This window comes from Tabrizicola soli, assembly GCF_015999335.1.
GTDB lineage: Bacteria > Pseudomonadota > Alphaproteobacteria > Rhodobacterales > Rhodobacteraceae > Tabrizicola > Tabrizicola soli.
Genome location: NZ_JAEACP010000021.1, coordinates 38,647 through 61,869, shown reverse-complemented (window position 1 = coordinate 61,869; position 23,223 = coordinate 38,647). Strand labels below are relative to the sequence as shown.

The following is a 23,223-nucleotide window of genomic DNA, read 5'->3' as shown; positions in this document are numbered from 1 at the left end:
TGGTGACAACCACATGCAGGTCAGCGTCCGCGACAACAACGTCGAACAGGCCCTCCGTGCCCTGAAGAAGAAACTTCAGCGTGAAGGGGTGTTTCGGGAAATGAAGCTCAAGCAGCATTTCGAGAAGCCCTCCGTCAAGAAGGCACGCGAACAGGCCGAAGCGGTCCGCCGTGCAAGGAAACTTGCCCGGAAGAAGCTTCAGCGCGAAGGCGGTCTCTAAGACGTCCGGCGACACTGGGGAAGCGATTCCCGATCGATCAACCCCCGTCCGTCAGGCCGGGGGTTTTTCGTCTGCGAAAAGCCAGCGCCCCAGCAGCGCGGCCATGAGCGCCCCGGCGAGCTGGGAGGCACCCCCAGAACCGCCCCGGTGACGAGGGAGGTGGCCAGAAGCCCAATCGCTGGGCCAAGGTGCGGGAACCTGCGGTCATGCCGGCCCTCTCCGCCGTTGAAGCGGCCGCGGTCAGACGGCCAGCGCCGTGGTCTTGACCACCGTGCGCAGCGCGAAGGAGGACTGCATCTGCCGCACGCCGGGCAGGCGCGAGAGGAACTGGCGGTGGATGCGGGCGAAGTCCTCGGTATCGGCGGCCATGATCTTCAGCAGGTAGTCGGCGGTCCCGGCCATCAGGTGACATTCCAGAAGGTCGGGGACGCGGGCGACCTCGCGCTCGAAGGCGTCGAGCAGGTCCTCGGCCTGGCTTTGCAGGGTGATTTCCACGAAGACCGTGGTCATCCGGCCCATGCGGCGGGCGTCCAGAAGGGCAACGTAGCCGGCGATGTAACCCTCCTCCTCCAGCCGCTGCACGCGGCGGTGGCAGGCGGAGGGGGAGAGGTTCACCTGTTCCGAAAGCTCGGCATTGGTGATGCGGCCGTCCTTTTGCAGCACCGTCAGGATGCGGCGATCCGTGGCGTCGAGGTCCATCCTGCTGCAATATCCTTCGGCATCCGGGCGGTTCTGCGCCGGAATCTATCCGGACGGCGGCCACAAGTCATCCGGATTTCAAAGCATCGCCCGCAAAACAGGATCAGAGTGATCGTCACAAGGGGGGCAGGATGCCCTCGGGGAGGATCAGATGAAGATCGGATGTCCAAGGGAAGTAAAGCCGCAGGAATTCCGGGTCGGAATGACCCCGGACGCGGCGCGCGAGGCGGTGGCGCATGGCCACCGGGTGATGATCGAGACCGGCGCGGGTCTGGGCGCGGGCTTTGCCGATGCGGATTACGCGGCGGCGGGGGCAGAGGTGGTGGCCACGGCGGAAGAGGTGTTCGCCGAAGCCGAGATGATCGTGAAGGTCAAGGAGCCACAGGCCGCCGAGCGCAAGCGGCTGCGGGCGGGGCAGCTTCTGTTCACCTATCTGCACCTGGCGCCGGACCCGGAGCAGACGCGGGACCTTCTGGCCAGCGGCGCGACCTGCATCGCCTACGAGACGGTGACGGACGCGCGGGGCGGGCTGCCCCTTCTGGCACCGATGTCCGAGGTGGCGGGGCGCCTCGCGCCGCAGGTGGGGGCCTGGACGCTGCAGAAGGCCAATGGCGGGCGCGGCGTGCTGCTGGGCGGGGTGCCGGGGGTGGCCCCGGCGAATGTGGTGATCGTCGGCGGCGGCGTGGTCGGGACGGCGGCGGCGCGGGTCGCGGTGGGGATGGGGGCGCGGGTGACGGTGCTCGACCGATCCGTTCCGCGGCTGAGCTATCTGGACGACATCTTCCACGGCAAGCTGGTGACGCAGTATTCCAGCGCCGGCGCTTTGGCCGAACTGGTGCGGACCGCCGACATGGTGATCGGCGCGGTGCTGATCCCCGGTGCGGCGGCGCCGAAGCTGGTCAGCCGGGCGCAGCTGAAGGAGATGAAGCCCGGCGCGGTGCTGGTCGACGTGGCGATCGACCAGGGCGGCTGTTTCGAGACCAGCCGGGCCACCACGCACCAGGATCCGATCTACGAGGTGGACGGAGTGATGCATTACTGCGTGGCCAACATGCCCGGCGCGGTGGCGCGGACCTCGACCCAGGCTTTGGGCAACGCCACCCTGCCCTTCCTGCTGGCGCTGGCCGACAAGGGCTGGAAAAAGGCCTGTGCCGACGATCCGCATCTGCTGGCCGGGCTGAACGTCCATGCCGGGAAGCTGACCTATGCGGCGGTCGGCACGGCGCTGGGGCTGCCGTCGATCACGGGGGCGGAGGCGCTGGCGCTCTGACGACGGAAGTGCTGCGCTGCGGCGTATATGGGGCATCAGACAACAGGTGCCCCATGACATTATCCGGTTACAAACCCTCGACCCTGATCCTCTGGGCCGTGCTTTCGCTGCCTGCGCTGGGCATGATCGGCCCGCTGTTCGGCGACGATCCGAAGGCGTTCCATCAGTTGCTGCACCCGACGGGCGAGTTCGCGGCGCGGTTCATGATCATCGGGATGATGGCCTCGGGCCTGATGCTGGTGTTCCGCACCCACCATTGGCCGCGCTGGCTGATGCGGCACCGGCGCGACCTGGGGGTGGCGGCCTTCCTCTATGCCGCGCTGCACGTCGTGGTCTATGTGATCGACCGGGGCACGCTGGACCGGATCCTCGAGCAACTGCCGCAGACAAGGATCTGGACCGGCTGGCTGGCCTTCCTGATCTTCGTGCCGCTGGCGGTGACTTCGAACAATGCCGCGCAGCGCTGGCTGGGCACCGGCTGGAAGACGATGCAGCGCATGGCCTGGCCGGCGGCGGTGCTGGTGCTGCTGCACTGGGCCGCGATGAAGGACTGGGGCGGCTGGCCGCCGGCGCTGATCCACTTCGGGCCGCTCCTGGCGCTGTGGGCCTATCGGTTCTGGTACTGGAACCTGCGGTCGCGCCTTCCGGTGGCGGCGTAAGGAAAGGGCCCGCGGCGGATGTGCCGCGGGCCTTTTGCCTATTTCTTCTTCAGCTCGGCCAGGATGTCCTTGAGCAGGTCGTTGTCGGTCGGGCCAGCCGGGGCCGGCGGGGCCTCGGGCTTCTTCGGCATCAGCCGGTTCACGCCCTTGACGATCAGGAACACCACCCAGGCGACGATCAGGAACTTGATGATCGCGGTGATGAAGTTGCCATACATGAACTGCGCGTCGCCCAGACCGACGCTGAGGCCGCTGAAGTCCACCCCGCCGACGATCAGGCCGATCAGCGGATTGATCAGGTCATCGACCAGCGAGGTGACGATGGCGGTGAAGGCCGCGCCGATGACCACACCGACGGCGAGATCGAGGACATTGCCCCGGGCGATGAATGTCTTGAATTCGTTGAACATCACTTGTTCCCTCATGTACCCGCCTTGACTGGCGGGCTATCTTGACCCGTTGGGCGCGACGGCCCGCCGAAACTATTGCACAACTTTGCCGGGTTCCGAACCCGGAATTTCGGCCCTTCGCCCCTCAAGGACGCGGGGCGGCGGCGCGGCGCAGACGGTCGTTGATCGCAAGGCCAAGGCCGGCCTCGGGCACCGGGGCAAAGGCGATGCGGCCATGGGGGCCGGCCAGACGGTCGGCCTGGCGGAGCAGGTCGAAGAGGCGGGCGGCGGCCTCGACCAGATCGCCGGTGTCCGAAAGCGTGAGCGCGCCCTTGACCGGGCCGAAGCCTACCAGCACCTCGCCCGGCTCGGCGGCGGTTGCGTTCAGGCGAACCCCGGCCTCGGGCGCGTAATGCGAGGCGAGTTGGCCCGGTGCGCTGGGTCTGTGCGCATCGCCGCCGGTGGCGAAGGGCTGGCCAAGCAGCGCCTCCATCGCCTCGACCGGGACACCGCCGGGACGGAGGAGGGTGGGGGCGGGATCGGCGGCAACGATGGTGGATTCCAGGCCGACGGCGCAGGGACCGCCATCGAGCACGGCGGCGATGCGCCCGCTCAGCCCCTCCAGCACATGCCCGGCCCGGGTGGGCGAGACGCGGCCGGAAGGGTTGGCCGAGGGCGCGGCGACCGGGCCGCCGAAGGCCTGCAAAAGGCGCCGGGCAAGGGGATGGGCGGGGATGCGGACGGCGACGGTGGCGAGGCCCGCCGTCACCAGGGGCGAGAGGCCCGCGCCGTCGCGCAGCGGCAGGACCAGGGTCAGCGGGCCGGGCCAGAAGGCCCGCGCCAGCGCGCGGGCGTTGGGGCCGACGGTCGCCAGCGCCTCGACCGCGGAGAGGTCGGGAAGGTGGACGATCAGCGGGTTGAAGCTGGGCCGCCCCTTGGCCGCATAGATCCCCGCCACCGCCCGGTCGGAGCGCGCATCGCCGCCAAGGCCGTAGACCGTCTCGGTCGGGAAGGCGACGAGTTCGCCTTCCGCCAGCAGGCGGGCGGCGCGGGCGATGCCGGCATCGTCGGGGGCAAGGGTCTCGGTCATCTCTGACGCAGCGTCCGGGTTGCAGGTCGGGGGGAAAGCGGTAGCCTCGGTGCGGGGTCGTGCTTACGGCAGGGCCCGCGCCTTGCCAAGCCGTCGGAGGACGTCGCCATGCCCTATCGCGCCCCGGTCAGGGACCTGCGCTTCATCCTGGAGCATGTGGCGGGCTTCGCCAGGGTCGCGGCCACGCCGCGGTTCGCCGAGGCGACGCCGGAACTGGCCGATGCGATCCTGGCCGAGGCGGGGCGGATCGCGACGGATGTGATCGCGCCGTTGAACCGGGCGGGCGACCTGAACGCGGCGCGGCTGGAGAACGGGGCGGTGGTCTCCTCTCCCGGCTTTGCCGAGGGGTATCGGGCGCTGGCGGAGGGCGGCTGGGTCGGCATCGCGGCGCGGCCCGAGCATGGCGGCATGGGCCTGCCGATCAGCCTGGCGCTGGCGGTGGACGACATGCTGTCGGGCGCCTGCCTGGCCTTGCAGCTGAAGCCGCTGCTGTCCAAGGGCCAGATCGAGGCGCTGGAGCACCACGCGAGCGACGCGATGAAGGCGCTGTATCTGCCGAAGCTCACCTCGGGCGAGTGGTCGGGGACGATGAACCTGACCGAGCCGCAGGCCGGGTCGGACGTGGGGGCGCTGCGGACGAAGGCGGAACCCTTGGGCGACGGGACCCATGCGATCAGCGGGCAGAAGATCTTCATCACCTGGGGCGACAGCGATCTGGTGGCGAATGTCTGCCATATGGTCCTTGCCCGCCTGCCCGGCGCGCCGGAGGGGACGAAAGGGATCAGCCTCTTCATGGTGCCGAAGTTCATCCCCGATGCCGAAGGCCGCCCCGGCGCGCGCAACAGCCTGCGCGCCGTCAGCCTGGAGCACAAGCTGGGCATCCACGGCAGCCCGACCTGCGTGATGGAGTACGACGGGGCAAAGGGCTGGCTGGTGGGCGAGGCGAACAAGGGCATGGCGGCGATGTTCACGATGATGAACAACGCCCGGCTTTCGGTCGGGGTGCAGGGCGTGGGCGTGGCCGAGGCGGCGCTGCAGCAGGCGCTGGCCCATGCGATGGAGCGGCACCAGGGCGCGACGCCCCTGTCGGCGGGGGGGCCGATCCTGGATCATGCCGACGTGCGCCGGATGCTGGCGGCGATGCGGGCCGAGGTCTTTGCCGCCCGCTCGATCGCGCTGTCCTGCGCGGTGGCGATCGACATGGCCAGGGCCACGGGCAATCCGGACTGGCAGGCGCGGGCGGCGCTCCTGACGCCCATCGCCAAGGCGCATGGCACCGACATCGGCTGCGAGGTCGCACATCTGGGGATGCAGGTCCAGGGCGGCATGGGCTATATCGAGGAGACCGGCGCGGCGCAGTTCGCCCGCGACGTGCGGATCACCGCGATCTACGAAGGTACGAACGGAATTCAGGCGATGGATCTGGTGGGGCGCAAGATGGCCGACGGGGGCGAGGCGGCCTTTCGCCTGATCGACGAGGTCCAGCGCGGGGCCGAGGCGGCGCGGACACGCTATCCCGACCTGGCGGGCGAGGTCTGGCAGGCGTCGGAGGCGCTGCGCGAGGCGACCGAGGCGCTGGTCGCCCAGCCGCTCAATGACCGTTTCGCAGGCGCGGTGCCCTATCTGCGCGCCTTTGCCAGGGTGCTGGGCGGCGATGCGCATCTGAAGGCGGCACTGGCCGATTCCGACCGGCTGGCGCTGGCGCGGGTGATGATCCGCCGGATATTGCCGGAACATGCCGCGCTGCTGGCGCAGGTGCGCGAGGGGGCCGAGGGGCTGTATGCGGTGCGGCCCGAGGACCTGGCCGGATGAGCGAAGGCGTCAGGCATCCGTTCGCGACCGCCCCGGCCGAGGGCGAGGCGGTCGCGGTGGCCGAGGGGATTCTCTGGCTGCGGCTGCCGCTGCCGATGGCGCTGGACCATGTGAACATCTTCGCGCTGGACGAGGGCGACGGCTGGACCATCGTGGATACGGGTCTTTCGTCGAAACGGTCGAAGGCGATCTGGGAGCGGCTGCTTGCCGGTCCCCTGCGCGGCAAGCCGGTCCGGCGCGTGATCCTGACCCACCACCATCCCGACCATGTCGGGCTGGTCGGCTGGTTCCAGTCGCGGGGCGCGGAGCTTCTGACCACGCGCACCGCCTGGCTTTACGCGCGGATGCTGGTGCTGGACGTGCAGGAGCGGCCCTCGCCCGAGGCGCTGACCTTCTACCGCCGCGCCGGGCTGACGGAGGCGGAGCTGGCGCAGCGGGCCGAGGAGCGGCCGTTCAACTTTGCCGACATCGTGGAGCCGATGCCCCTTGGCTTTACCCGGCTGGTCGAGGGCGGGCGGCTGCGGGCGGCGGGGCGGGACTGGGTGGTGCGGATCGGGCATGGCCATGCGCCCGAGCATCTGACGCTGTGGTCCGACGACGGGATCGTGCTGGGCGGCGACCAGCTTCTGCCCGGGATCTCGGCCAATATCGGCGTCTACCCGACCGAGCCCGAGGCCGATCCGCTGACCGACTGGCTGGACAGTTGCCGCGCGCTGGCGGCCCATGCGCGCGAGGAGCAGCTGGTCCTGCCGGGCCACAAGCTGCCCTTCACCGGCCTGCCCTTCCGCCTGATGCAGATGGTCGAGAACCACGACCAGGCGCTTGGCCGGCTGCTGGAGCATCTGCGCATCCCGCGAACGGCGGCCGAGTGCTTCCCGCCGCTCTTCCGGCGCGAGATCGGGCCCGCGCAGCACGGGCTGGCGCTGGTCGAGGCCATCGCGCATCTCAACTGCCTCTTGCGGCGGGGCGCGGTTTTGCGTTCCCTGAACCCGGCAGGGGCATGGGAATGGGAACGGCGATGACAAAGGCACCGAAGGCTGCGGCGAAACCCGCCGGGAAACCGGCGGCGAAGCCGGCCGCAAAGAAGCCCGCGCGGCAGAAAAGCCCGGCGGAATGGGCGCATGACCGGCTGGTGATGTATATCCGCGACTTCGAGCGCGAGCTGGACGCCGAGCAGGAGATCGCCATGGGTTTCGCAGGGGACGAGGCCGGCATCCTGCGGATCGAGGGGATCGGCTTCTTCGATCCCGACATCATCAGCTTCTACGGCCGCGACGATTCGGGCACCAAGACCCAGTTGATCCAGCATGTCAGCCAGCTGTCGGTGACCCTGCGGGCGGTGCCGAAGGAAGGCGAGGAGGAGGCCCCGCGCCGCATCGGGTTCCAGTTGAACTCGGGCTGGACCGGGGGCGATTCCGGCGATGCTTCGGCGTGATGCCGACCCGTGACAGGCGGCGGCGAATAGGCTAAGGGGCAACAAGGGATCAAACAAGGAAGCGGTAAAATGGCCGACCACAACGAGCACAAGCACGGAACGATGGACATTCGCGCGCAGGAAAAGACCTTCGAGGGCTTCATCCGCCTGTCGGTCTGGGCCGCCGGACTCTCGATCGCGGTGCTGGTCTTCCTCGCACTGGCCAACGCCTGATCCGCGACTCGATGCTGCGCCTTCTCCTTTGCCTTGCCGCCCTTTCGGGCCTGACCGCCTGCGGCGCGCAATCGGTCTGGGCGCCGGAGGAGCAGGTGCAGGCCGCCCGCTTCACCTCGGACGAGCCGACGTCGATCACGCTTTACACGGTGGTGAACAAGAACTCCGGCTCGGGCGCGCATTCGGCGATCCTGGTCAACGGGTCCGAAAGGGTGATCTTCGATCCGGCGGGAACCTGGCATCACCCGAAACTGCCCGAACGCAACGACGTGCATTTCGGGATGACCGACAAGGCGCTTGCCTTCTACATCGATTACCATGCCCGCAAGACCTATGACGTGATCGAGCAGAAGGTCCAGGTCTCGCCCGAGGTGGCGGAGCTGGTGCTGCGGCGGGTCGAGGATTATGGCGCGGTGCCGAAGGCGATGTGCACGCAGGCGACGTCCTCGGTGCTGCGCGGGGTGCCGGGGTTCCAGAGCATGCCGTCGACCTGGTATCCGAAGAAGCTGGCCGATGCCTTCGGCGAATTGCCGGGCGTGACGACGCGGAAGATCACCGACGACGACGACGACAGCAACCACGGCGTTCTGCTGGTCCAGGCCAACGGCGACCCGCTGGAGGGTTGAGGGTGGGGTCCGGGCCAAAATCCTTCGAAGGATTTTGCAAGACTTTTCGAAAAGTCTTGCGCCCCTGCCCTGCCGCTTGCGCCTGCAGCCTGACCGGCTAGGCTTGGCTTGCCCACAACCGGGAACAGGAATTTGCGCATATTCGGGGTCATCCTCGCCGGAGGAGAAGGTCGCCGCATGGGGGGTGTGGACAAGGCGCTCTTGCCCTTGGCCGGTCAGCCGCTGATTGCCCATGTCCTTGACCGGCTGGAGCCGCAGGTGGAGCGGGTGCTGATCTCGGCCAATGGCGATCCGGCGCGGTTCGGGCGGTTTGGCTGCACGGTCGTGCCGGATGCCCGGCCGCAGGGACCGTTGTCCGGTATCCTTGCGGCGCTGCTGAAAGCCGGGGAGTCGGGTGCGACGCATCTGGTCTCGACCCCGGTCGACACGCCCTTCCTGCCGGGCGACCTGGTGCCGCAACTCCTCATGGCGGCCAAGGGCGCGACCGGGGGGTTGGCCTATGCTGCCGATCCGACCGGGGATCATCCCGCAACGGCGCTTTGGCCGGTCATGCTGGCCCCGGCGCTGTCCGGATTCCTGGCTGCCGGCGAGGCGAAGGTCACGCGTTTTGCCGCGGCGCAGGGGGCCGCGCGCGCTGTCTTCCCGGACCCGCGCGCCTTCGCGAACCTGAACACGCCCGAAGACCTGGCCCTCGCCGAGGCGCTGCTGAAGGGGACGGCATGAGGGTCTACGGCGTGATCGGCTGGAAGAACTCGGGCAAGACCAGCCTGATGGAGCGGCTGGTGAGCGAGATCACCGGGCGCGGCTTCAGCGTCTCGACGGTCAAGCATGTGCATCATTCCGTGGACCTGGACCAGCCGGGCAAGGACACGTTCCGCCACCGCGCCGCCGGGGCGCGCGAGGTGGTACTGGCCTCGGCCGACCGCTTCGCGCTGATGGTGGAGCATCGCGGGCCGGAGCCGGAGCTGCCGGCGATCCTGGCGCGGCTGGCCCCGGTCGATCTGGTGCTGGTCGAGGGCTACAAGCGCGACGCCCATCCCAAGGTCGAGGTCTGGCGCGCAGAGACCGGGCAGGCGCTGATCCAGCCGCAGGATCCGCTGGTGCGGGCGGTGGCGACGGATGCGGCACTGGTGCTGCCGGTGCCGGTGCTGGATCTGAACGACACGCGCACCGTCGCCGATTTCATCCTGCGCGAGGTCGGGCTTGTTTGACCGGGTGATCGTGGTCGACTGGTCGGCGGCGAACCTGCCCACCAGCGCGACGAACCGGGCGAATGCCGTCTGGATCGGCTGCCATGACGCCGAGGGCGGGGCGGAATGGCACCATCGCACCCGTGCCGCGGCCGAGGCCCAGCTGGTGACGCTGATCGACACGGCCCGCGCCGATGGACTGCGCCTTCTGGTCGGCTTCGATTTCGCCATGGGCTATCCGTCCGGCTTCGCGGCCCGCCTGACCGGCGGCGATGTGCGCACAGTCTGGGAGTGGCTGGCGCGCGAGATCACCGACACGCCCGAAAACCGCAACAACCGCTTTGCCGTGGCCGCCCGCATCAACGCGGCATTCCCCGAGGGTCCCGGCCCGTTCTGGAGCCATCCGAGCGGGCAAAGCTGGCCGGGCTTGCCCTTTCGCCGCCATGGCATCGATTATGCGGCGCTTGGGCTGGCCGAGACCCGCGCGGCCGAAGCGGCGGTCCGGGGGGCGAAAAGCCCCTGGATGCTGTTCAATCCCGGCTCGGTCGGGTCGCAGAGCCTGCTGGGCCTGCCGATGATTCACCGGCTGTCGCAGCGGCCCGATGTCTCGGTCTGGCCCTTCGACGCGCCGGAGGCCCCGGTGGTGCTGGCCGAGGTCTACCCCTCGCTGCTGGCGGGGCCGGTGGCGATCCTGGCCAATGCCGAGGGGCTGCCGGCCGATCAGGGGCAGGTCCGGCTCTTGTCGCGGGCGCTGCACCTTCTGGCGCGGGAGGCCCGGCTGGCGCCCCTGTTCGACGCGCCGTCCGAAGCGGCGGAGGAGGGGTGGATCCTTGGGGCGGGGCGCTCCGCCCTTCTGGCCGAGGCGCTGGCATGGGCGTGACGATCTATCACGGTCTGCACGAGGGCCTGCGCCGGGAAGCGGCGCTGCTGTATTGGGAGGCATTCGGCGGCAAGCTGGGCCGGGTCATGGGGCCGGAGCCGCTGGCGCTGGATTATTTCGAGCGGGTGATCCGCGCCGACCTGTGCTTCGCCGCACTGGATGGCGACGGGCGGCTGATCGGCATCGCCGGCTACAAGATCCCGGGAGGCAGCTTTGCCGGGGGCAGCTGGGACGACCTGACAGGCATCTATGGCCGGTTTGGCGGGCGCTGGCGCGGCGGACTGCTGTGGGCGCTGGGGCGCGAGGTCGACAACGACCGTTTCCTGATCGACGGGATCAGCGTCACCAGGGCGCATCGCAGCAAGGGGATCGGCTCGATGCTCATCGCCGCGCTGTGCAACGAGGCGCGGGAGCGCGGCTATCCGGCGGTGCGGCTGGATGTGGTCGACACCAACTGGCGCGCCAGGGCGCTGTACGAGAGACACGGCTTTGTCGCCGCCCGCTCGCAGCGGCTGGGACTCTTGGGCTATCTGTTCGGATTCTCGGCCGCGACCACGATGGTGCGGCCGTTTTCGGCCTGACACCGGGGCAGGCCTTGCCCCGGCAGGCCCCTCCTGTCAGAATATGATCAAATTCCTGAAAGGACCGGACCATGATCACCAAGCGTGAGTTCTACATCAACGGCGCCTGGGTCGCCCCCGAGGTCGCGCGCGACTGCCCGGTCATCGACCCTTCGACCGAGGAGGTCTGCGCGGTGATCTCGCTGGGCAGCGAGGCGGACACCAACGCCGCCGTCGCCGCCGCCAAGGCCGCGCTGCCGGGCTGGTCCGCGACGCCCCCGGCCGAGCGGCGCCGGATGGTGGAGGGGATCCTGGAGCAGTACCAGCTGCGCAAGGAGGAGATGGCACAGGCGATCAGCCTGGAGATGGGCGCGCCGATCGACATGGCGCGGGACGATCAGGCGGAGTGTCTGCCCTGGCACCTGAAGAACTTCCTGCGCGCCTTCGACCAGATCGAATGGATCCGCCCGCTTGGCCCGCATGCCCCCGACACCCGCATCGCGCTGGAGCCGATCGGGGTGGTAGGGCTGATCACGCCCTGGAACTGGCCGATGAACCAGGTCACGCTGAAGGTGATCCCGGCGCTGCTGGCGGGCTGCACCTGCGTGCTGAAGCCGTCGGAGGAGGCGCCGCTCTCCTCGATGCTGTTCGCCGAATTCTGCCATGACGCCGGCGTGCCTGCGGGCGTGTTCAACCTGGTGAACGGCGATGGCGCGGGGGTGGGGACGCAGCTTTCCAGCCACCCGGATGTCGAGATGATCAGCTTTACCGGCAGCACGCGGGCCGGGCGGGCAATCTCGGTGGCCGCGGCGCAGACGCTGAAGCGGGTGACGCTGGAGCTGGGCGGCAAGGGGGCGAATCTGGTCTTCGCCGATGCCGACGATCGCGCGGTGGAGCGTGGGGTGCGGCACATGATGAACAACTCGGGGCAAAGCTGCAATGCGCCCTCGCGGATGCTGGTGGAGCGGAGCTATTACGACCGGGCGGTGGAGATCGCGGCCGAAGTGGCCAGCAGCATCAGGGTCGCGCCCGCCAGCGAGCCGGGCAAGCAGATCGGGCCAGTGGTGAACAAGCGCCAGTGGGACCAGATCCAGGGCTATATCCAGAAGGGCATCGACGAGGGCGCGCGGCTGGTCGCGGGCGGCCTGGGCCTGCCCGAGGGGATGAACAAGGGCTTCTATGTCCGGCCGACGGTCTTTGCCGATGTGAAGCCCGGCATGACCATCGAGCGCGAGGAGATCTTCGGCCCGGTCCTGTGCATGATCCCCTTTGACAGCGAGGCCGATGCGGTGCGGATCGCCAATGACACGCCCTATGGGCTGACCAACTATGTGCAAAGCCTGGACGGCGCGCGGCGCAACCGGCTGGCGCGGGAGCTGAAGGCGGGGATGGTCGAGATGAACGGCCGCTCGCGCGGGGCGGGGGCGCCGTTCGGCGGCATCAAGGCCAGCGGCCGGGCGCGCGAGGGCGGGGCCTGGGGAATCGAGGAGTTCCTGGAGGTCAAGGCGATCTCGGGCTGGGACGTGGCCTCGGAATAGGACGGTGGGTCAACCCGCGCCAGGGCGCGGAACGACCCACCCTACCCGGCGCAGAAAACTTGACACAGGTGTCGAGAATCGCTGACATGGGGGCAACCGGAGGCCCCCATGACCCAGCATCCCCGCCTGATGTCCCCGCTCAAGCTGCGCGACCAGACCCTGCGCAACCGCATCGTCTTTGGCGCGCATACCAACAACATGTCCGACCAGGGCATGCCCGGCCCGCGCTTTGGCAAATACCTGCTGGAGCGTGCCCTGGGCGGGGCGGCGATGGTGGTGGCCGAGCCGGTGCCGGTACACCGGACGGGCGTCCTGACCCGGGGCAACATCCTGCATTCCGATGACGCGGTGATTCCGGCCTATCGCACCATCACCGACGAGGTGAAGGACGCCGGCGCGGTCATCATCCAGCAACTCTACCACATCGGCGCGCATGGCGATTCCGACCTGAGCTTCGCGCCGCACTGGTCGCCTTCGGGCGGGCCGTCCTATCACGACAGCGACGGGTCGCACGCGATGACCGGGGCGGAGGTCGAGGAACTGCTGCAGGCGCATGTCGCGGCGGCGGTGCGCGCGAAGGCGGCGGGGTTTCAGGGGGTGGAGGTCTGGGGGGCCTATCACTCGCTGGTCGACCAGTTCTGGACACCCTGGTCGAACCAGCGGACCGACCAGTGGGGCGGGTCGCTGGAGGGGCGGACGCGGTTTTCGCGCGAGCTGATCGAGCGGGTGCGGCGGGCCTGCGGGGAAGAGTTCATCGTCGGCTTGGCGGTCAGCTATTCGACGGCCTACGAGGTGACCCTAGGCGCCGAGGCCTTGTGCGAGATCCTGGCGCTGCATGACCGGACGGGGCATGTGGACTATGTGACGGTCGGGGCCGGGTCCTATCTGGAATTCGAGGCGATCATCCCGCCCTTCACCCATGCCGAGAAGCTGACGACGCCGCTGACGCAGCAGTTGAAGGGGGTGCTCAGCCATGCGGTCGTGACCTCGGAGGCCGGGGTACGGACGCCGGAGAATGGCGAGGCGATCATCGCCTCCGGCTTGGCGGATCTGGTGTCGATCGTGCGGGGGCAGATCGCCGACCCGCATCTGGCGCGGAAGGTGGCGGAGGGGCGGGCCGAGGACATCCGGGGCTGCATCTCGTGCAACCAGATGTGCTGGGGGCGGCGGTCGCGCGACTACTGGATTTCCTGCCTGATCAATCCCTCGGCGGGGCGGGAGTTCGAGTGGGGCGGGGATCGGTTCGTGGCCTCGCCCGCGCCCAAGGATGTGCTGGTGGTGGGCGCTGGCCCGGCAGGGCTGGAGGCGGCGCGGGCGGCGGCGGAGCGGGGGCACCGGGTGGAAATCGTGGAGGCTGCTCCGGTCGTGGGCGGGCAGTTCCGGCTGGCGGGGATGCAGCCGCGGCGGGGGCAGATCCTGGAGTTGATGGACTGGTACGAGCGGCAGTTCGAGAAGCTGGGGGTGCGGTTGCGGCTGAACACCTTCCTGGACGAGCAGGAGGTTGCAGAGCATCCGGCTTCGGTGGTCGTGGTGGCGACGGGATCCCTGCCGGACGAGACGGGGTTCCAGCGCTGGGTGCCATCGGAGCCCTCCCTGCCGGGGATCGAGGCGGGGGGCGTGTGGTCGCCCGAGGCGGTGCTGCGGCGCGAGGCCCGGCTGGGCGACGCGGTGGTGATCTACGACGAGGGCAGCAACTGGCGCGGGGTCGGCACAGCCTGGGCGATGGCGGAGGCCGGCAAAAAGGTGACCATCGTGACGCCGGAGCCCTTCGTCGGCAAGGAGATCGCCCGGACGGCGGCGGACGGCGTGGTGCGACGGCGGCTGGGGGCGCTGGGGGTGCGGATGCTGACAGAAAGCTGTCTTGTCCGTTGGCACGGCAACGGGGTGACGGTGCGGTCGTTCCTGACCGGGGAGGAGGAGGTGATCCCGTTCTCGGCCCTGGTGATGGCGACGACGAACCGGGCCTTCGATCCGCTGCCCGAAATGATTGCGGGCAAGGTGATGCATCGGATCGGCGATTGCACGGCCCCCCGGCTGGCGGCCTATGCCTTCCATGAGGGGCGGAAGCTGGGGCTGGCGATCTGACCTGCCGGCGGCGGGACAGGATGGGTGAATCACCCACCCTGCGCCGGGATCAGAAGGGCACGGGCGCGGCGAAGCTGACCCGCTCGCCGGTGGCCGGGTGGTGCAGCGACAGCGTCTCGGCATGCAGCATCAGGCGGGGATGGGCGGCCCTGGTTTCGGGCGCGTAGATCTGGTCGCCGAGGATCGGGTGCCCAAGCGCCAGCATGTGAACGCGGAGCTGGTGGCTGCGCCCGGTGTGGGGCGTGAGGCGGACGCGGGTCTCGTCTTCGCTGCGGCCAATCACCTGCCAGTCGGTCTGCGCCGGGCGGCCATGCGTGTGGTCGACTTTCTGGCGCGGGCGGTAGTCCCAGTCACTGCCAAGCGGCAGGTCGACGGTGCCGCTCTCGCCTTCGATCCGGCCCTTCAGCCGCGCGACATAGGCCTTTTGCGCCCGGCGCTGCTCGAACTCCTGCCCGAGGAAGCCCTGCGCCTGCCTGGTGCGTGCGAAGATGATCACGCCCGAGGTGTCGCAATCCAGCCGGTGCACCAGAAGCGCGTCCCAGCGCGCGGCCCGCAGGCGGGTGATCAGGCAATCCTGCCGGTTCTCCAGCTTGCCCGGCACGGTGAGAAGGCCGGCGGGCTTGTCCAGGACCAGGATCGCCGCGTCCTCGTGCAGGATCGAGAGCGGGGTGTCGGGCGGGTCATAGGCGAAATCGGGGATCAGCGAGGGCTTATGCAATGGTATGACCTTCGGCCGTGAGGCGGGCGTGGAGGCGGCGGATATGGGCCGGGCCGACCTCGCAGCAGCCGCCGATCAGGGTGGCGCCCTGCGCGACCCAGCCTAGCGCGAAGTCGGCGTAGCGGTCGGGCGTCAGGTCGTGGCGGGCACAATAGGTGGGGGCGGAGGTGCCGTGGCTGTGCGGCGTGATCTCGGAAAAGCCGTTGGCATAGGCGCCGAAGGGCAGGCCGAGCGGCTTCAGTTCGGCGAGGGCTGCAGACATCGCCTCGGGCATCGAACAGTTGGCGAGGACGGCATCGGCGGGGGTCTCCGCCAGCACCTCGGCCAGCGCGGCCACGGGTTCGCCGGAGCGCAGGCGCGTGCCGTCGCGGTCCTGGACCGAGACCGAGAGCCAGACCGGGCGGCCGGTGGTCCGCGCGCCCTGGAGGGCGCCCCGGGCGAGGGCGAGCGAGGAAATGGTCTCGACCAGGATCAGGTCGACATGCGGGGCAAGGATCTTCGCCTTCTCGGCATAGAGCGGGGCGGAAACCCCGACCGGCGGGGTAAGGTCGGGGCGGTAGCTCTCGCCGAGAGGTCCCATCGAACCCGCGATCAGCCCGCGCCCGGCGGCGGCGCGGGCCTCATGCGCCTCGGCCAGGGCGCGGAGGTGAAGGGCGTGGTAGAGGGGGTCGAGGCCCTGCGGGACCAAGCGGTCATGCAGGATGTTGTAGGTGTTCGTCGTGGCAAGGCTGGCTCCGGCGGCGAAGTAATCCTCATGGATCGCGCGGACCAGGCCGGGGTGGTCGAGCATGACCCGCGTCGCCCAGAGCGGGCCGGGATCGGTCCCCGCGCGGGCGATCAGCTCCTGGCCCATGCCGCCGTCGAGGAGGGTGAGTCTGCTCATGCGCTGGTTCCTCTGGCTGGCCCCGGAGGGTTTCACACCCTCCGGACCTCCCGTGGAGTATTTAGGCCAAGAGGAAGCACAATTTTAGTCGAATTGTTCAGGTTGCGTCGCGGAAGACCTCGGCCAGCAGGGGGACGAGCCAGTCCTCGTCGGCCTTGGTGAAGGCGGCGGGGTTGTCGCTGTCGAGATCGAGGACGCCGAGGAGCCTGCCCTGCCCGTTCCAGACCGGGAGGACCAGTTCGGATTTCGTCGAGGACGAACAGGCGATATGGCCGGGGAACGCCTCGACATCGGGGATGTTCTGCACCTGCCCGGTGCGCGCGGCGGCGCCGCAGACGCCCCTTGAAAACGGGATGACAAGGCAGCCGTGGCCGCCCTGGTAGGGACCGATCTTCAGAAGCTCGGGTCCGGTGACGCGGTAGAAGCCGGTCCAGTCGCAGAACGGATGGGCGTGGTGGATCTCGCAGGCCATGGTGGCCATCAATGCGACGGTATCCGTCTCGCCATGGGTGAGGGCGCGGATCGCTTCGGTGATCGCGGGGCGGTCGGGTTCAGTAGCCAAGGGCGCAGCCATCCTTTCTGGGATCCGAGGCACCGACCAGCAGGTCGCCGTCGATGCCGATTGCCTGGCCGCCCCCCAGCGGCACGTGGGGAATCACGACCTTGTGGCCCATGGCGGCAAGCTCGGCCCGGATCTGGTCGGAATAGCCGCGCTCGACCTCCATCCCCTCGGCGCCGGAGAAGCAGCGGGGCGCGTCGATCGCCGCCTGCGGGTCCATGCCGAAATCGGTGAGGTTCGAGACGAAGCGGGCGTGCCCACAGGGCTGGTAGGCGCCGCCCATCACGCCGAAGGGCATGGTGACGCGGCCGTTCTGGCGGATCATGCCGGGGATGATGGTATGCATCGGGCGCTTGCCGCCGCCGGCCTCGTTCGGGTGACCCTCGGCCAGGGTGAAGCCTGCGCCGCGGTTCTGGAAGTTGATGCCGAATTTCGACGAGGCGAGGCCCGCTCCGAAACCCCAGAAGATCGAATAGATCAGCGAGACCGCCATCCGGTCGCGGTCGACGACGGTGATGTAGATCGTGTCGCGGTGCACGGCCTCGGACAGGGGGGCGGCTTGCGGCATCGCCTGTTTCGGGTCGATCAGCGCGGCGAGCTTCGCGGCGGTTTCGGGGTGCAGCATATGCGCGAGGCGGCTGGTGTGGTCGGGATCGGCGATGAAGCGGTTGCGGGCGTCGTAGGCGAGTTTCGTCGCCTCGGCCTCGATATGGGCGCGCTGGCTGCCGAAGGGGTCCATCGTCTTGATGTCGAAGTGGCCGAGGATGTTCAGCAGGAGGATCGCCGTGGCGCCCTGGCCGTTCGGCGGATGCTCGACCAGTTCGACCCCCTGGTAGAGACCGGAGACCGGGGTGGTGTAGTCGCAGGCGGTGGCGGCGAGGTCGTCCAGCGTGTGGGTGCCGCCCAGAGCCTGCAGCGAGGTGATCATGTCCTCGGCCACTTCGCCCTGATAGAATCCGGCGCGGCCTTCGCGCGCGATGCGGCGCAGGACCTCGGCCTGGCCGGGGGCGCGGAAGATCTGGCCCACGGCCGGGGCCTTGCCGCCGAAGCTGTAGAAGTCGCGGGCGGCCCCCTTCAGGCAGGGCAGGTCGTCGACCCAGTCGAAGGCGACGCGGGGGGCGACGGGGATGCCTTCCTCGGCATAGTGAATGGCGGGGGCGAGGATTTCTTCCAGCGACTTCAGCCCGTAATCCGCGTTCAGGCGGCAGAAGGCGTCGATGGCACCGGGGAGCGTGACCGATTCGATGGCCTGGATCGGCATGACGGTCAGGCCACGGGCACGCAGCTCGGCGGCGTTCAGGCCCCGGGGCGCGCGGCCGGAGCCGTTCAGGGCGACGATCTCCTCGGATCCCGGCGGTTTCAAGAGAACGAAACAGTCGCCGCCGATCCCGGTCATCTGCGGCTCGGCGATGTTGAGGACCATGGCGCCGGCGATGGCGGCATCGGCCGCGTTGCCGCCGGCTTTCAGCACCTCGACCGCAACCTGCGCCGCGATCGGGTGCGAGGTCGCCGCCATGCCGTTACAGGCATAGACGGCGGAGCGGCCGGGAAGGTGAAGGTCGCGCATCTGGTCCCCCGATGGTTCGCGCCAACCCTAGGGCCGGGACGGTCGGGAGTGCAAGGTCGGCTGGCACCCGGAGAAGCTGAGGGCAGATGATCCGGGTGCCGGCGAGGCCGGAAGGGCCGCGGTCGGACGGTGGCCGGAAGCCGCGGCGGAAAGGCGGATGGACTGCGGCGAATCCGGGACGCTTCGCTGCAAATCGAGAGGTCAGGGATACTCGACCAGGGGAATGAGGAAGTTCAGCCGATTCGTGCCCCGCCGCCGCCGGTACTCCAGATCGCGGGTCATGCTGCGGATCAGGTGCCAGCCGAAGCCGCCCTCGGGCAGGTCGGTCTCGGCCAGGTCGGTCTGCGGCAGCCTGCCTTCGGGCAGGGAACCACCGGGCATGGCAGCCCCCTCATCCACCACCTCGCACCAGAGCGCACCGGGATGCAGCGCGACAGTCACGGCGACGTGGCCCTCCAGCTCGGCATAGGCGTGTTCGGCGACGTTGTTCAGCACCTCGGCCAGTACAATCTCGACCGTGGAGCGCAGGTCGGTGGCGAGGTCCACGACCGGCGGCGAGGCGGTGACGCGCCGGAGCGCGGCCCGGACCGAAGCCGGCTCGGCCCGGATCACCAGGTCGTGCGTGTCGGCCTGGGCGAAGGGGTCAGGTGCCGGCGGCATGCGAAGCGGCAACCTCGATCGAGGAATGGATGGTGAAGATCGAATCCATCCGCGTCAGGCGAAAGACCTTTTCGACGGTGGCGGTCAGCCCCGAAAGCTCCAGCGGGCGGGCGGGGCCAAGCATCTTCTTCACCGCGACGATGGCGCCGAGACCGCTGGAATCCAGGAACTGGACACGGGCCAGGTCAAGCACCACGCGCTGGTCCCCGGCCCTGGTGACCTCGCGCATCCGTTCCTTGAACTGGATGGCGGTGGCGGCGTCGATCCGGTCCTCCATCACCGAGACGGTCAGGACCTTGGGTCTTGTCTGGGTTTTCAGCTGCATCTTGGTTCCCCTGGCTGCATTTCCTGCAGGCTAGGGGAAAAGCGTTAAGCGTCAGTTGAGCTGGAAGGTCACCGGATAGCACCCATCCTGGAAATCCCCGAAAAGATCGCCGAGATCGGGATGGTCCACGGGCTCTCCCGTCTCGTCCGGGACGAGGTTCTGCTCGGAGACATAGGCGACATAGTAGCTTTGGCCATTCTCTGCGAGCAGATGGTAGAAGGGCTGGTCCCTTGCGGGACGGCTGTCCTCGGGGATGTTGTGATACCATTCCTCGGTATTCGAGAATATCGCATCCACATCGAACACGACACCACGAAACGGATGCTTCCGATGGCGGAGCACCTGGCCCAGGTGATACTTGGCGTGGGCGGTGAACATCTGCGCAATCCCCATGCGAGATATTTACGCCGATGGGGCGGCCCTGTCCACCAAGCTGCGCCGAATCGGTGGAAACAGTGTGTGGGGCCTGCACCGACAGTCGCGGCTGTCGGTTTTATGATCGCAGGGCGCGGAGTTCCCCATTTCATCGCCTTCAGGCTTGCGGTATCCTGCGGCCAAAAGAAGAACGAGCACGAGGGGCAGATGAGCAGGTTTCTCCGTGCGTCGCTGTTGGTGGCGTTCCTTGCGTCATGCGGGGGCGGCGGCAATTATTCGGCGCCCAGGCAGCTGGACGATGCATGTGCGATCATCCGCGAGCGGCCGCAGTATCTGCGGGCGATGGAGCGGACCGAGCGGCGCTGGGGCATTCCGGTGCATGTGCAGATGGCGACGATCTATCAGGAATCGAAGTTCATCGGCAATGCGCGCACCCCGCACACCTTCGCGCTGGGGGTGATCCCGATGGGGCGGCAGAGCACGGCCTATGGCTACAGCCAGGCGCTGAACGCGACCTGGGAGGAATATCAGCACAGCGGCGGGGGGCGGCGGGCGAAGCGGGACGACATCGCCGCGGCGACCGATTTCATGGGCTGGTACATGGACGAATCCAGCCGGGCCCTGGGGATCTCGAAAGCCGACGCCGAGGCCCAGTACCTCGCCTATCACGAAGGGCGGAAGGGCTATGCCAACCAGTCGCACCTGGGCAAGCCCTGGCTGGTCGAGGTGGCCGCCGCCGTGGGCCGGCGCTCCGAGATGTATCGCGGCCAATTGGCCTATTGCCGCTGATCCTGCCCGGCCGGCGCGGGGCCGTGGCGGGCAAGGCTCTCCCCCCGTCGGCATGAAAACCGGAGACGGACCAGCAGGTCGGCGGCGCAGAACGCCGGCCTTTGGCCTAGTTCCCGCGCCGCTTCATCTCGGCCGAGATGTCGAAAAGCCGCGCGCCCATGTTGCCGCCCTTCTTCAGTTCGCCCAGAACCACGGTGGTCTGCTGGCCGAGATCGTCGGTGATGATCCATTGCCGCAACTCGACCGGGTTCGAGGTGAAGACCAGCTCGATCGTGCCGTATTCCGGGGTCTCAGGGTCCTGCGCGCGGACGCGGGTCGAGGTGCCATCCTCGGTATGGCCCACGACCATCCTGGCGCGGGACAGGTCGATGTTCTCGGCCAGGATCAGGTTCAGGGGCGTGCGCTTCAGCGGATACTGCTCGGGCGGCTGGTTCGACTTGGCGTCGAAGACCGCAACCTGCTGGCCCCCGGCGATCACCAGGCTGCGGTCGGGCGGCGCGTATTCAAAGCGCACGCGGCCCGGGCGGCGGATGTAGATCTTGCCGGTCGAGATCGAGCCGTCGGAGTTGACCTGGGTGAAGTCGGCCTCGACCGTCGTGAGGCTGTTCAGATAGTCCGAGATGGTGCCAAGCGGAATCTTCTCGGCCGCGGCGGGCAGCGGCAGAAGGAAGGCGAGCGGGGCCAGAAGGGCGAAGCGACGGTTCATGCCGGATATAATAGCGGCGGCCCGGGCGGCTTGCACCCCCGGCGATACGGGTTTGCAAGGACGTGCCGACGCGTGATTGCGCGTGAGGGCGCAAGGCTCTACGACGGGATTCGCCACTTCCGGTTGATCATTCGAACTTTCCACGATTATACGCAACATTCTTCGACATTCAGGGCAAACCAAACCAGAAATCCCCAAGAACTTCGCGCAGGACGGACGTATTCTGCAAGGCATCGGAAAATTCTGGCGGATGACTGACATGAAAGTCGTGGTGCTTGGCGCGGGCGTGATCGGGGTGACTTCGGCCTGGTATCTGGCCAGGGCCGGGCATGAGGTGACGGTGATCGACCGCCAGCCGGCCCCGGCGCTGGAGACCTCTTTCGCCAATGCGGGCGAGATCAGCCCCGGCTATGCCTCGCCCTGGGCGGCGCCGGGCATTCCGGTCAAGGCAATCAAGTGGATGTTCCAGGAACATGCGCCGCTGATCGTCCAGCCGCGCCCGGACTGGACCAAGATCAGCTGGATGGCGCGGATGCTGATGAACTGCACCGCCTCGGCCTATGCGGTCAACAAGAGCCGGATGGTGCGGCTGGCGGAATATTCGCGCGACTGCCTGATGGAGCTGCGGACCGAGACCGGGATCTCTTACGACGAGCGAACCCAGGGCACGCTGCAGCTGTTCCGCACCGAAAAGCAGGTGGCGGCGGCCGAGAAGGACATCGCGGTGCTGAAGGCGGACGGCGTGCCGTTCGAGGTGCTGGACGCCGAACAGTGCGTCGCGGCCGAGCCGGGTCTGGCGGCGGCGAAGCACAAGCTTGCGGGCGGGTTGCGGCTGCCGGGGGATGAGACCGGCGATTGCTTCAAGTTCACGCAAAGCCTGTCGGAAATGGCAGAGGCGCAGGGCGTGACCTTCCGCTATGGCGTGGGGATCGACGGGCTGGAGGCCGAGGGCGGCCGGATCGTCGCGGCCCGGACCAGCGCGGGCCGGGTGGCGGCGGATGCCTTCGTGGTGGCGCTGGGTTCCTATTCGCCGATGCTGGTGGCCCCTTTCGGGATCAAGCTGCCGGTCTATCCGGTGAAGGGCTATTCGATCACGGTTCCGATCGTGGACGAGGGCCGCGCCCCGGTCTCGACGGTGATGGACGAGACGCACAAGATCGCGATCACCCGGCTGGGCGGCCGCATCCGCGTCGGCGGCATGGCCGAGATCGCGGGCTTCGACATGAGCCTGAAGGCCAAGCGGCAGGCGACCCTGACCCATTCGGTCGAGGATCTGTTCGGCGGCGCGGGCGACCAGTCCCAGGCAAGCTTCTGGTGCGGGCTGCGGCCGATGACGCCGGACGGGACGCCGGTCGTCGGGCGCTCGCCGATCGAGAACCTGTTCCTGAATACCGGGCACGGGACGCTGGGCTGGACCATGGCCGCCGGCTCAGGCCGGGTGCTGGCGGATATCGTCAGCGGTCGCCGGGCCGAGATCGAGGCCTCGGATCTGGGCTATGCCCGCTACCTGCGCGAGGGGCGCAAGGGGATGCGGCAGGGCTCGGGGGTTGCGGTGCCGGCGTAAGACCGGCCGTGCGATGCCTGGGGGAGGGCCGCAGGGCCCTCCCCCTTTTTCATTCAGCCGGTATAGAACACATAGATCTTGCGCGTCTGCTCCAGGAGGCGCCATTCGCCCTTCCAGCCGCGCGGCAGCATCAGGGCATCGCCGGGCCCCAGCCGCTCCACCCGGCCATCGGCATGGTGCATCTCGACCGAGCCGGAGAGGAAATGGCAGAACTCCGCCGCCTGCGAGCGGTCGGCCGTGAAACGGCCGGGGGTGCATTCCCAGATGCCGATCTCCAGCTTGCCGTCGGGCGATTTCCAGAGCGTCCGGGTCGCTTCCTTCTGGTCGCCTTCGATCGTGGTGGGCTTGGGCGCGAAATCGTCCAGCTCCATATCCGCAAGGGCAAGAAATCCTGACAGGTCAATCATTTCG

At 68.6% G+C, this 23,223-nt stretch carries 28 protein-coding genes; 16 read left to right on the top strand and 12 right to left on the bottom strand.

The features are described 5' to 3' along the window. Positions 1–13: 13 nt before the first annotated feature. Positions 14–220, top strand: coding sequence for a 30S ribosomal protein S21 (gene rpsU / locus I7S92_RS18385; protein WP_008027119.1), 207 nt, complete (start codon positions 14–16; stop codon positions 218–220). A 240-nt stretch (positions 221–460) separates the two neighbouring features. On the opposite strand, the gene I7S92_RS18380 is transcribed toward rpsU, so the two are convergent. Beyond that, complete coding sequence (locus I7S92_RS18380; RefSeq protein ID WP_197646975.1) at positions 461–919, bottom strand: Lrp/AsnC family transcriptional regulator; 459 nt, start codon at positions 917–919, stop codon at positions 461–463. A gap of 151 nt (positions 920–1,070) precedes the next feature. On the opposite strand from I7S92_RS18380, the gene ald reads away from it, so the two are divergent. Together ald and I7S92_RS18370 are read left to right on the top strand one after the other, a co-directional pair. Next, complete coding sequence (gene ald, locus I7S92_RS18375) at positions 1,071–2,189, top strand: alanine dehydrogenase (protein ID WP_197646974.1); 1,119 nt, start codon at positions 1,071–1,073, stop codon at positions 2,187–2,189. A gap of 53 nt (positions 2,190–2,242) precedes the next feature. Then, complete coding sequence (locus I7S92_RS18370) at positions 2,243–2,848, top strand: protein-methionine-sulfoxide reductase heme-binding subunit MsrQ (protein WP_197646973.1); 606 nt, start codon at positions 2,243–2,245, stop codon at positions 2,846–2,848. 38 nt (positions 2,849–2,886) lie between these two features. On the opposite strand, the gene mscL is transcribed toward I7S92_RS18370, so the two are convergent. Continuing rightward, positions 2,887–3,258, bottom strand: coding sequence for a large conductance mechanosensitive channel protein MscL (mscL, locus tag I7S92_RS18365; protein WP_197646972.1), 372 nt, complete (start codon positions 3,256–3,258; stop codon positions 2,887–2,889). Positions 3,259–3,382: 124 nt separating this feature from the next. Then, the gene (locus I7S92_RS18360) at positions 3,383–4,327 is read right to left on the bottom strand and encodes an L-threonylcarbamoyladenylate synthase (RefSeq protein WP_197646971.1); all 945 of its coding nucleotides are present in this window, start codon (positions 4,325–4,327) and stop codon (positions 3,383–3,385) included. Positions 4,328–4,435: 108 nt separating this feature from the next. Here I7S92_RS18360 and I7S92_RS18355 point away from each other — a divergent pair, with 108 nt between their 5' ends. The 11 genes from I7S92_RS18355 to I7S92_RS23380 all read left to right on the top strand — a co-directional run bounded on the left by I7S92_RS18355 (position 4,436) and on the right by I7S92_RS23380 (position 14,666). Further along, positions 4,436–6,139: an acyl-CoA dehydrogenase gene (locus I7S92_RS18355; RefSeq protein ID WP_197646970.1), complete on the top strand. Its 1,704-nt coding sequence runs from the start codon at positions 4,436–4,438 to the stop codon at positions 6,137–6,139. Beyond that, positions 6,136–7,161: an MBL fold metallo-hydrolase gene (locus tag I7S92_RS18350; protein WP_197646969.1), complete on the top strand. Its 1,026-nt coding sequence runs from the start codon at positions 6,136–6,138 to the stop codon at positions 7,159–7,161. The genes I7S92_RS18355 and I7S92_RS18350 overlap by 4 nt, the downstream gene beginning before the upstream one ends. Then, on the top strand, positions 7,158–7,574 hold the full coding sequence (locus I7S92_RS18345; protein ID WP_242070280.1) for a DUF6173 family protein: 417 nt from the start codon (positions 7,158–7,160) through the stop codon (positions 7,572–7,574). Before I7S92_RS18350 ends, I7S92_RS18345 begins: the two co-directional genes overlap by 4 nt. 69 nt (positions 7,575–7,643) lie before the next feature. Further along, positions 7,644–7,787: an aa3-type cytochrome c oxidase subunit IV gene (locus I7S92_RS18340; RefSeq protein ID WP_197646967.1), complete on the top strand. Its 144-nt coding sequence runs from the start codon at positions 7,644–7,646 to the stop codon at positions 7,785–7,787. Positions 7,788–7,798: 11 nt separating this feature from the next. Continuing rightward, positions 7,799–8,413 (top strand): hypothetical protein, encoded by a 615-nt coding sequence (locus I7S92_RS18335; RefSeq protein ID WP_242070279.1) that lies wholly within the window; start codon positions 7,799–7,801, stop codon positions 8,411–8,413. 132 nt (positions 8,414–8,545) lie between these two features. Further along, on the top strand, positions 8,546–9,136 hold the full coding sequence (gene mobA / locus I7S92_RS18330; RefSeq protein WP_197646966.1) for a molybdenum cofactor guanylyltransferase MobA: 591 nt from the start codon (positions 8,546–8,548) through the stop codon (positions 9,134–9,136). Further along, positions 9,133–9,624 carry a molybdopterin-guanine dinucleotide biosynthesis protein B gene (mobB, locus tag I7S92_RS18325; RefSeq protein WP_197646965.1) on the top strand — a complete coding sequence of 164 codons (492 nt, stop codon included), beginning with the start codon at positions 9,133–9,135 and terminating at the stop codon, positions 9,622–9,624. Before mobA ends, mobB begins: the two co-directional genes overlap by 4 nt. Continuing rightward, positions 9,617–10,483: a molybdopterin guanine dinucleotide synthesis gene (locus I7S92_RS18320; RefSeq protein ID WP_197646964.1), complete on the top strand. Its 867-nt coding sequence runs from the start codon at positions 9,617–9,619 to the stop codon at positions 10,481–10,483. Before mobB ends, I7S92_RS18320 begins: the two co-directional genes overlap by 8 nt. Then, positions 10,474–11,064 (top strand): GNAT family N-acetyltransferase, encoded by a 591-nt coding sequence (locus tag I7S92_RS18315; protein ID WP_197646963.1) that lies wholly within the window; start codon positions 10,474–10,476, stop codon positions 11,062–11,064. The genes I7S92_RS18320 and I7S92_RS18315 overlap by 10 nt, the downstream gene beginning before the upstream one ends. A gap of 71 nt (positions 11,065–11,135) precedes the next feature. Then, a complete protein-coding gene (locus I7S92_RS18310) occupies positions 11,136–12,581 on the top strand; it encodes an aldehyde dehydrogenase family protein (protein ID WP_197646962.1) in 1,446 nt (481 codons plus the stop codon). Between the two features lie 108 nt (positions 12,582–12,689). Next, positions 12,690–14,666 carry an oxidoreductase gene (locus I7S92_RS23380; RefSeq protein ID WP_197646961.1) on the top strand — a complete coding sequence of 659 codons (1,977 nt, stop codon included), beginning with the start codon at positions 12,690–12,692 and terminating at the stop codon, positions 14,664–14,666. 49 nt (positions 14,667–14,715) lie between these two features. Here the strand turns inward: I7S92_RS23380 and I7S92_RS18300 are convergent, their stop codons facing one another. The 7 genes from I7S92_RS18300 to hspQ all read right to left on the bottom strand — a co-directional run bounded on the left by I7S92_RS18300 (position 14,716) and on the right by hspQ (position 19,756). Next, positions 14,716–15,384, bottom strand: a complete 669-nt coding sequence (locus I7S92_RS18300) for an RluA family pseudouridine synthase (RefSeq protein WP_242070278.1) — start codon at positions 15,382–15,384, stop codon at positions 14,716–14,718. Continuing rightward, a complete protein-coding gene (locus I7S92_RS18295; protein ID WP_197646960.1) occupies positions 15,377–16,267 on the bottom strand; it encodes a homocysteine S-methyltransferase family protein in 891 nt (296 codons plus the stop codon). The genes I7S92_RS18300 and I7S92_RS18295 overlap by 8 nt, the downstream gene beginning before the upstream one ends. A gap of 97 nt (positions 16,268–16,364) precedes the next feature. Beyond that, positions 16,365–16,829 (bottom strand): GAF domain-containing protein, encoded by a 465-nt coding sequence (locus I7S92_RS18290; RefSeq protein WP_242070277.1) that lies wholly within the window; start codon positions 16,827–16,829, stop codon positions 16,365–16,367. After that, positions 16,819–18,393, bottom strand: a complete 1,575-nt coding sequence (locus tag I7S92_RS18285; protein WP_197646958.1) for a gamma-glutamyltransferase family protein — start codon at positions 18,391–18,393, stop codon at positions 16,819–16,821. Before I7S92_RS18285 ends, I7S92_RS18290 begins: the two co-directional genes overlap by 11 nt. Before the next feature lie 201 nt (positions 18,394–18,594). Continuing rightward, positions 18,595–19,053 carry an ATP-binding protein gene (locus tag I7S92_RS18280; protein WP_197646957.1) on the bottom strand — a complete coding sequence of 153 codons (459 nt, stop codon included), beginning with the start codon at positions 19,051–19,053 and terminating at the stop codon, positions 18,595–18,597. Further along, positions 19,037–19,378 carry an STAS domain-containing protein gene (locus I7S92_RS18275; RefSeq protein ID WP_197646956.1) on the bottom strand — a complete coding sequence of 114 codons (342 nt, stop codon included), beginning with the start codon at positions 19,376–19,378 and terminating at the stop codon, positions 19,037–19,039. The genes I7S92_RS18280 and I7S92_RS18275 overlap by 17 nt, the downstream gene beginning before the upstream one ends. Before the next feature lie 51 nt (positions 19,379–19,429). After that, positions 19,430–19,756: a heat shock protein HspQ gene (hspQ, locus tag I7S92_RS18270; protein WP_197646955.1), complete on the bottom strand. Its 327-nt coding sequence runs from the start codon at positions 19,754–19,756 to the stop codon at positions 19,430–19,432. Positions 19,757–19,960: 204 nt separating this feature from the next. On the opposite strand from hspQ, the gene I7S92_RS18265 reads away from it, so the two are divergent. Further along, a complete protein-coding gene (locus I7S92_RS18265; protein ID WP_197646947.1) occupies positions 19,961–20,542 on the top strand; it encodes a transglycosylase SLT domain-containing protein in 582 nt (193 codons plus the stop codon). 106 nt (positions 20,543–20,648) lie between these two features. Here the strand turns inward: I7S92_RS18265 and I7S92_RS18260 are convergent, their stop codons facing one another. After that, the gene (locus I7S92_RS18260) at positions 20,649–21,248 is read right to left on the bottom strand and encodes a LolA family protein (protein ID WP_197646945.1); all 600 of its coding nucleotides are present in this window, start codon (positions 21,246–21,248) and stop codon (positions 20,649–20,651) included. Between the two features lie 259 nt (positions 21,249–21,507). Here I7S92_RS18260 and I7S92_RS18255 point away from each other — a divergent pair, with 259 nt between their 5' ends. Then, positions 21,508–22,812: a D-amino acid dehydrogenase gene (locus tag I7S92_RS18255; RefSeq protein ID WP_197647005.1), complete on the top strand. Its 1,305-nt coding sequence runs from the start codon at positions 21,508–21,510 to the stop codon at positions 22,810–22,812. Between the two features lie 53 nt (positions 22,813–22,865). Here I7S92_RS18255 and I7S92_RS18250 read toward each other — a convergent pair whose 3' ends face one another. Continuing rightward, a complete protein-coding gene (locus tag I7S92_RS18250) occupies positions 22,866–23,219 on the bottom strand; it encodes a cupin domain-containing protein (protein ID WP_197646943.1) in 354 nt (117 codons plus the stop codon). Positions 23,220–23,223 lie beyond the last annotated feature (4 nt).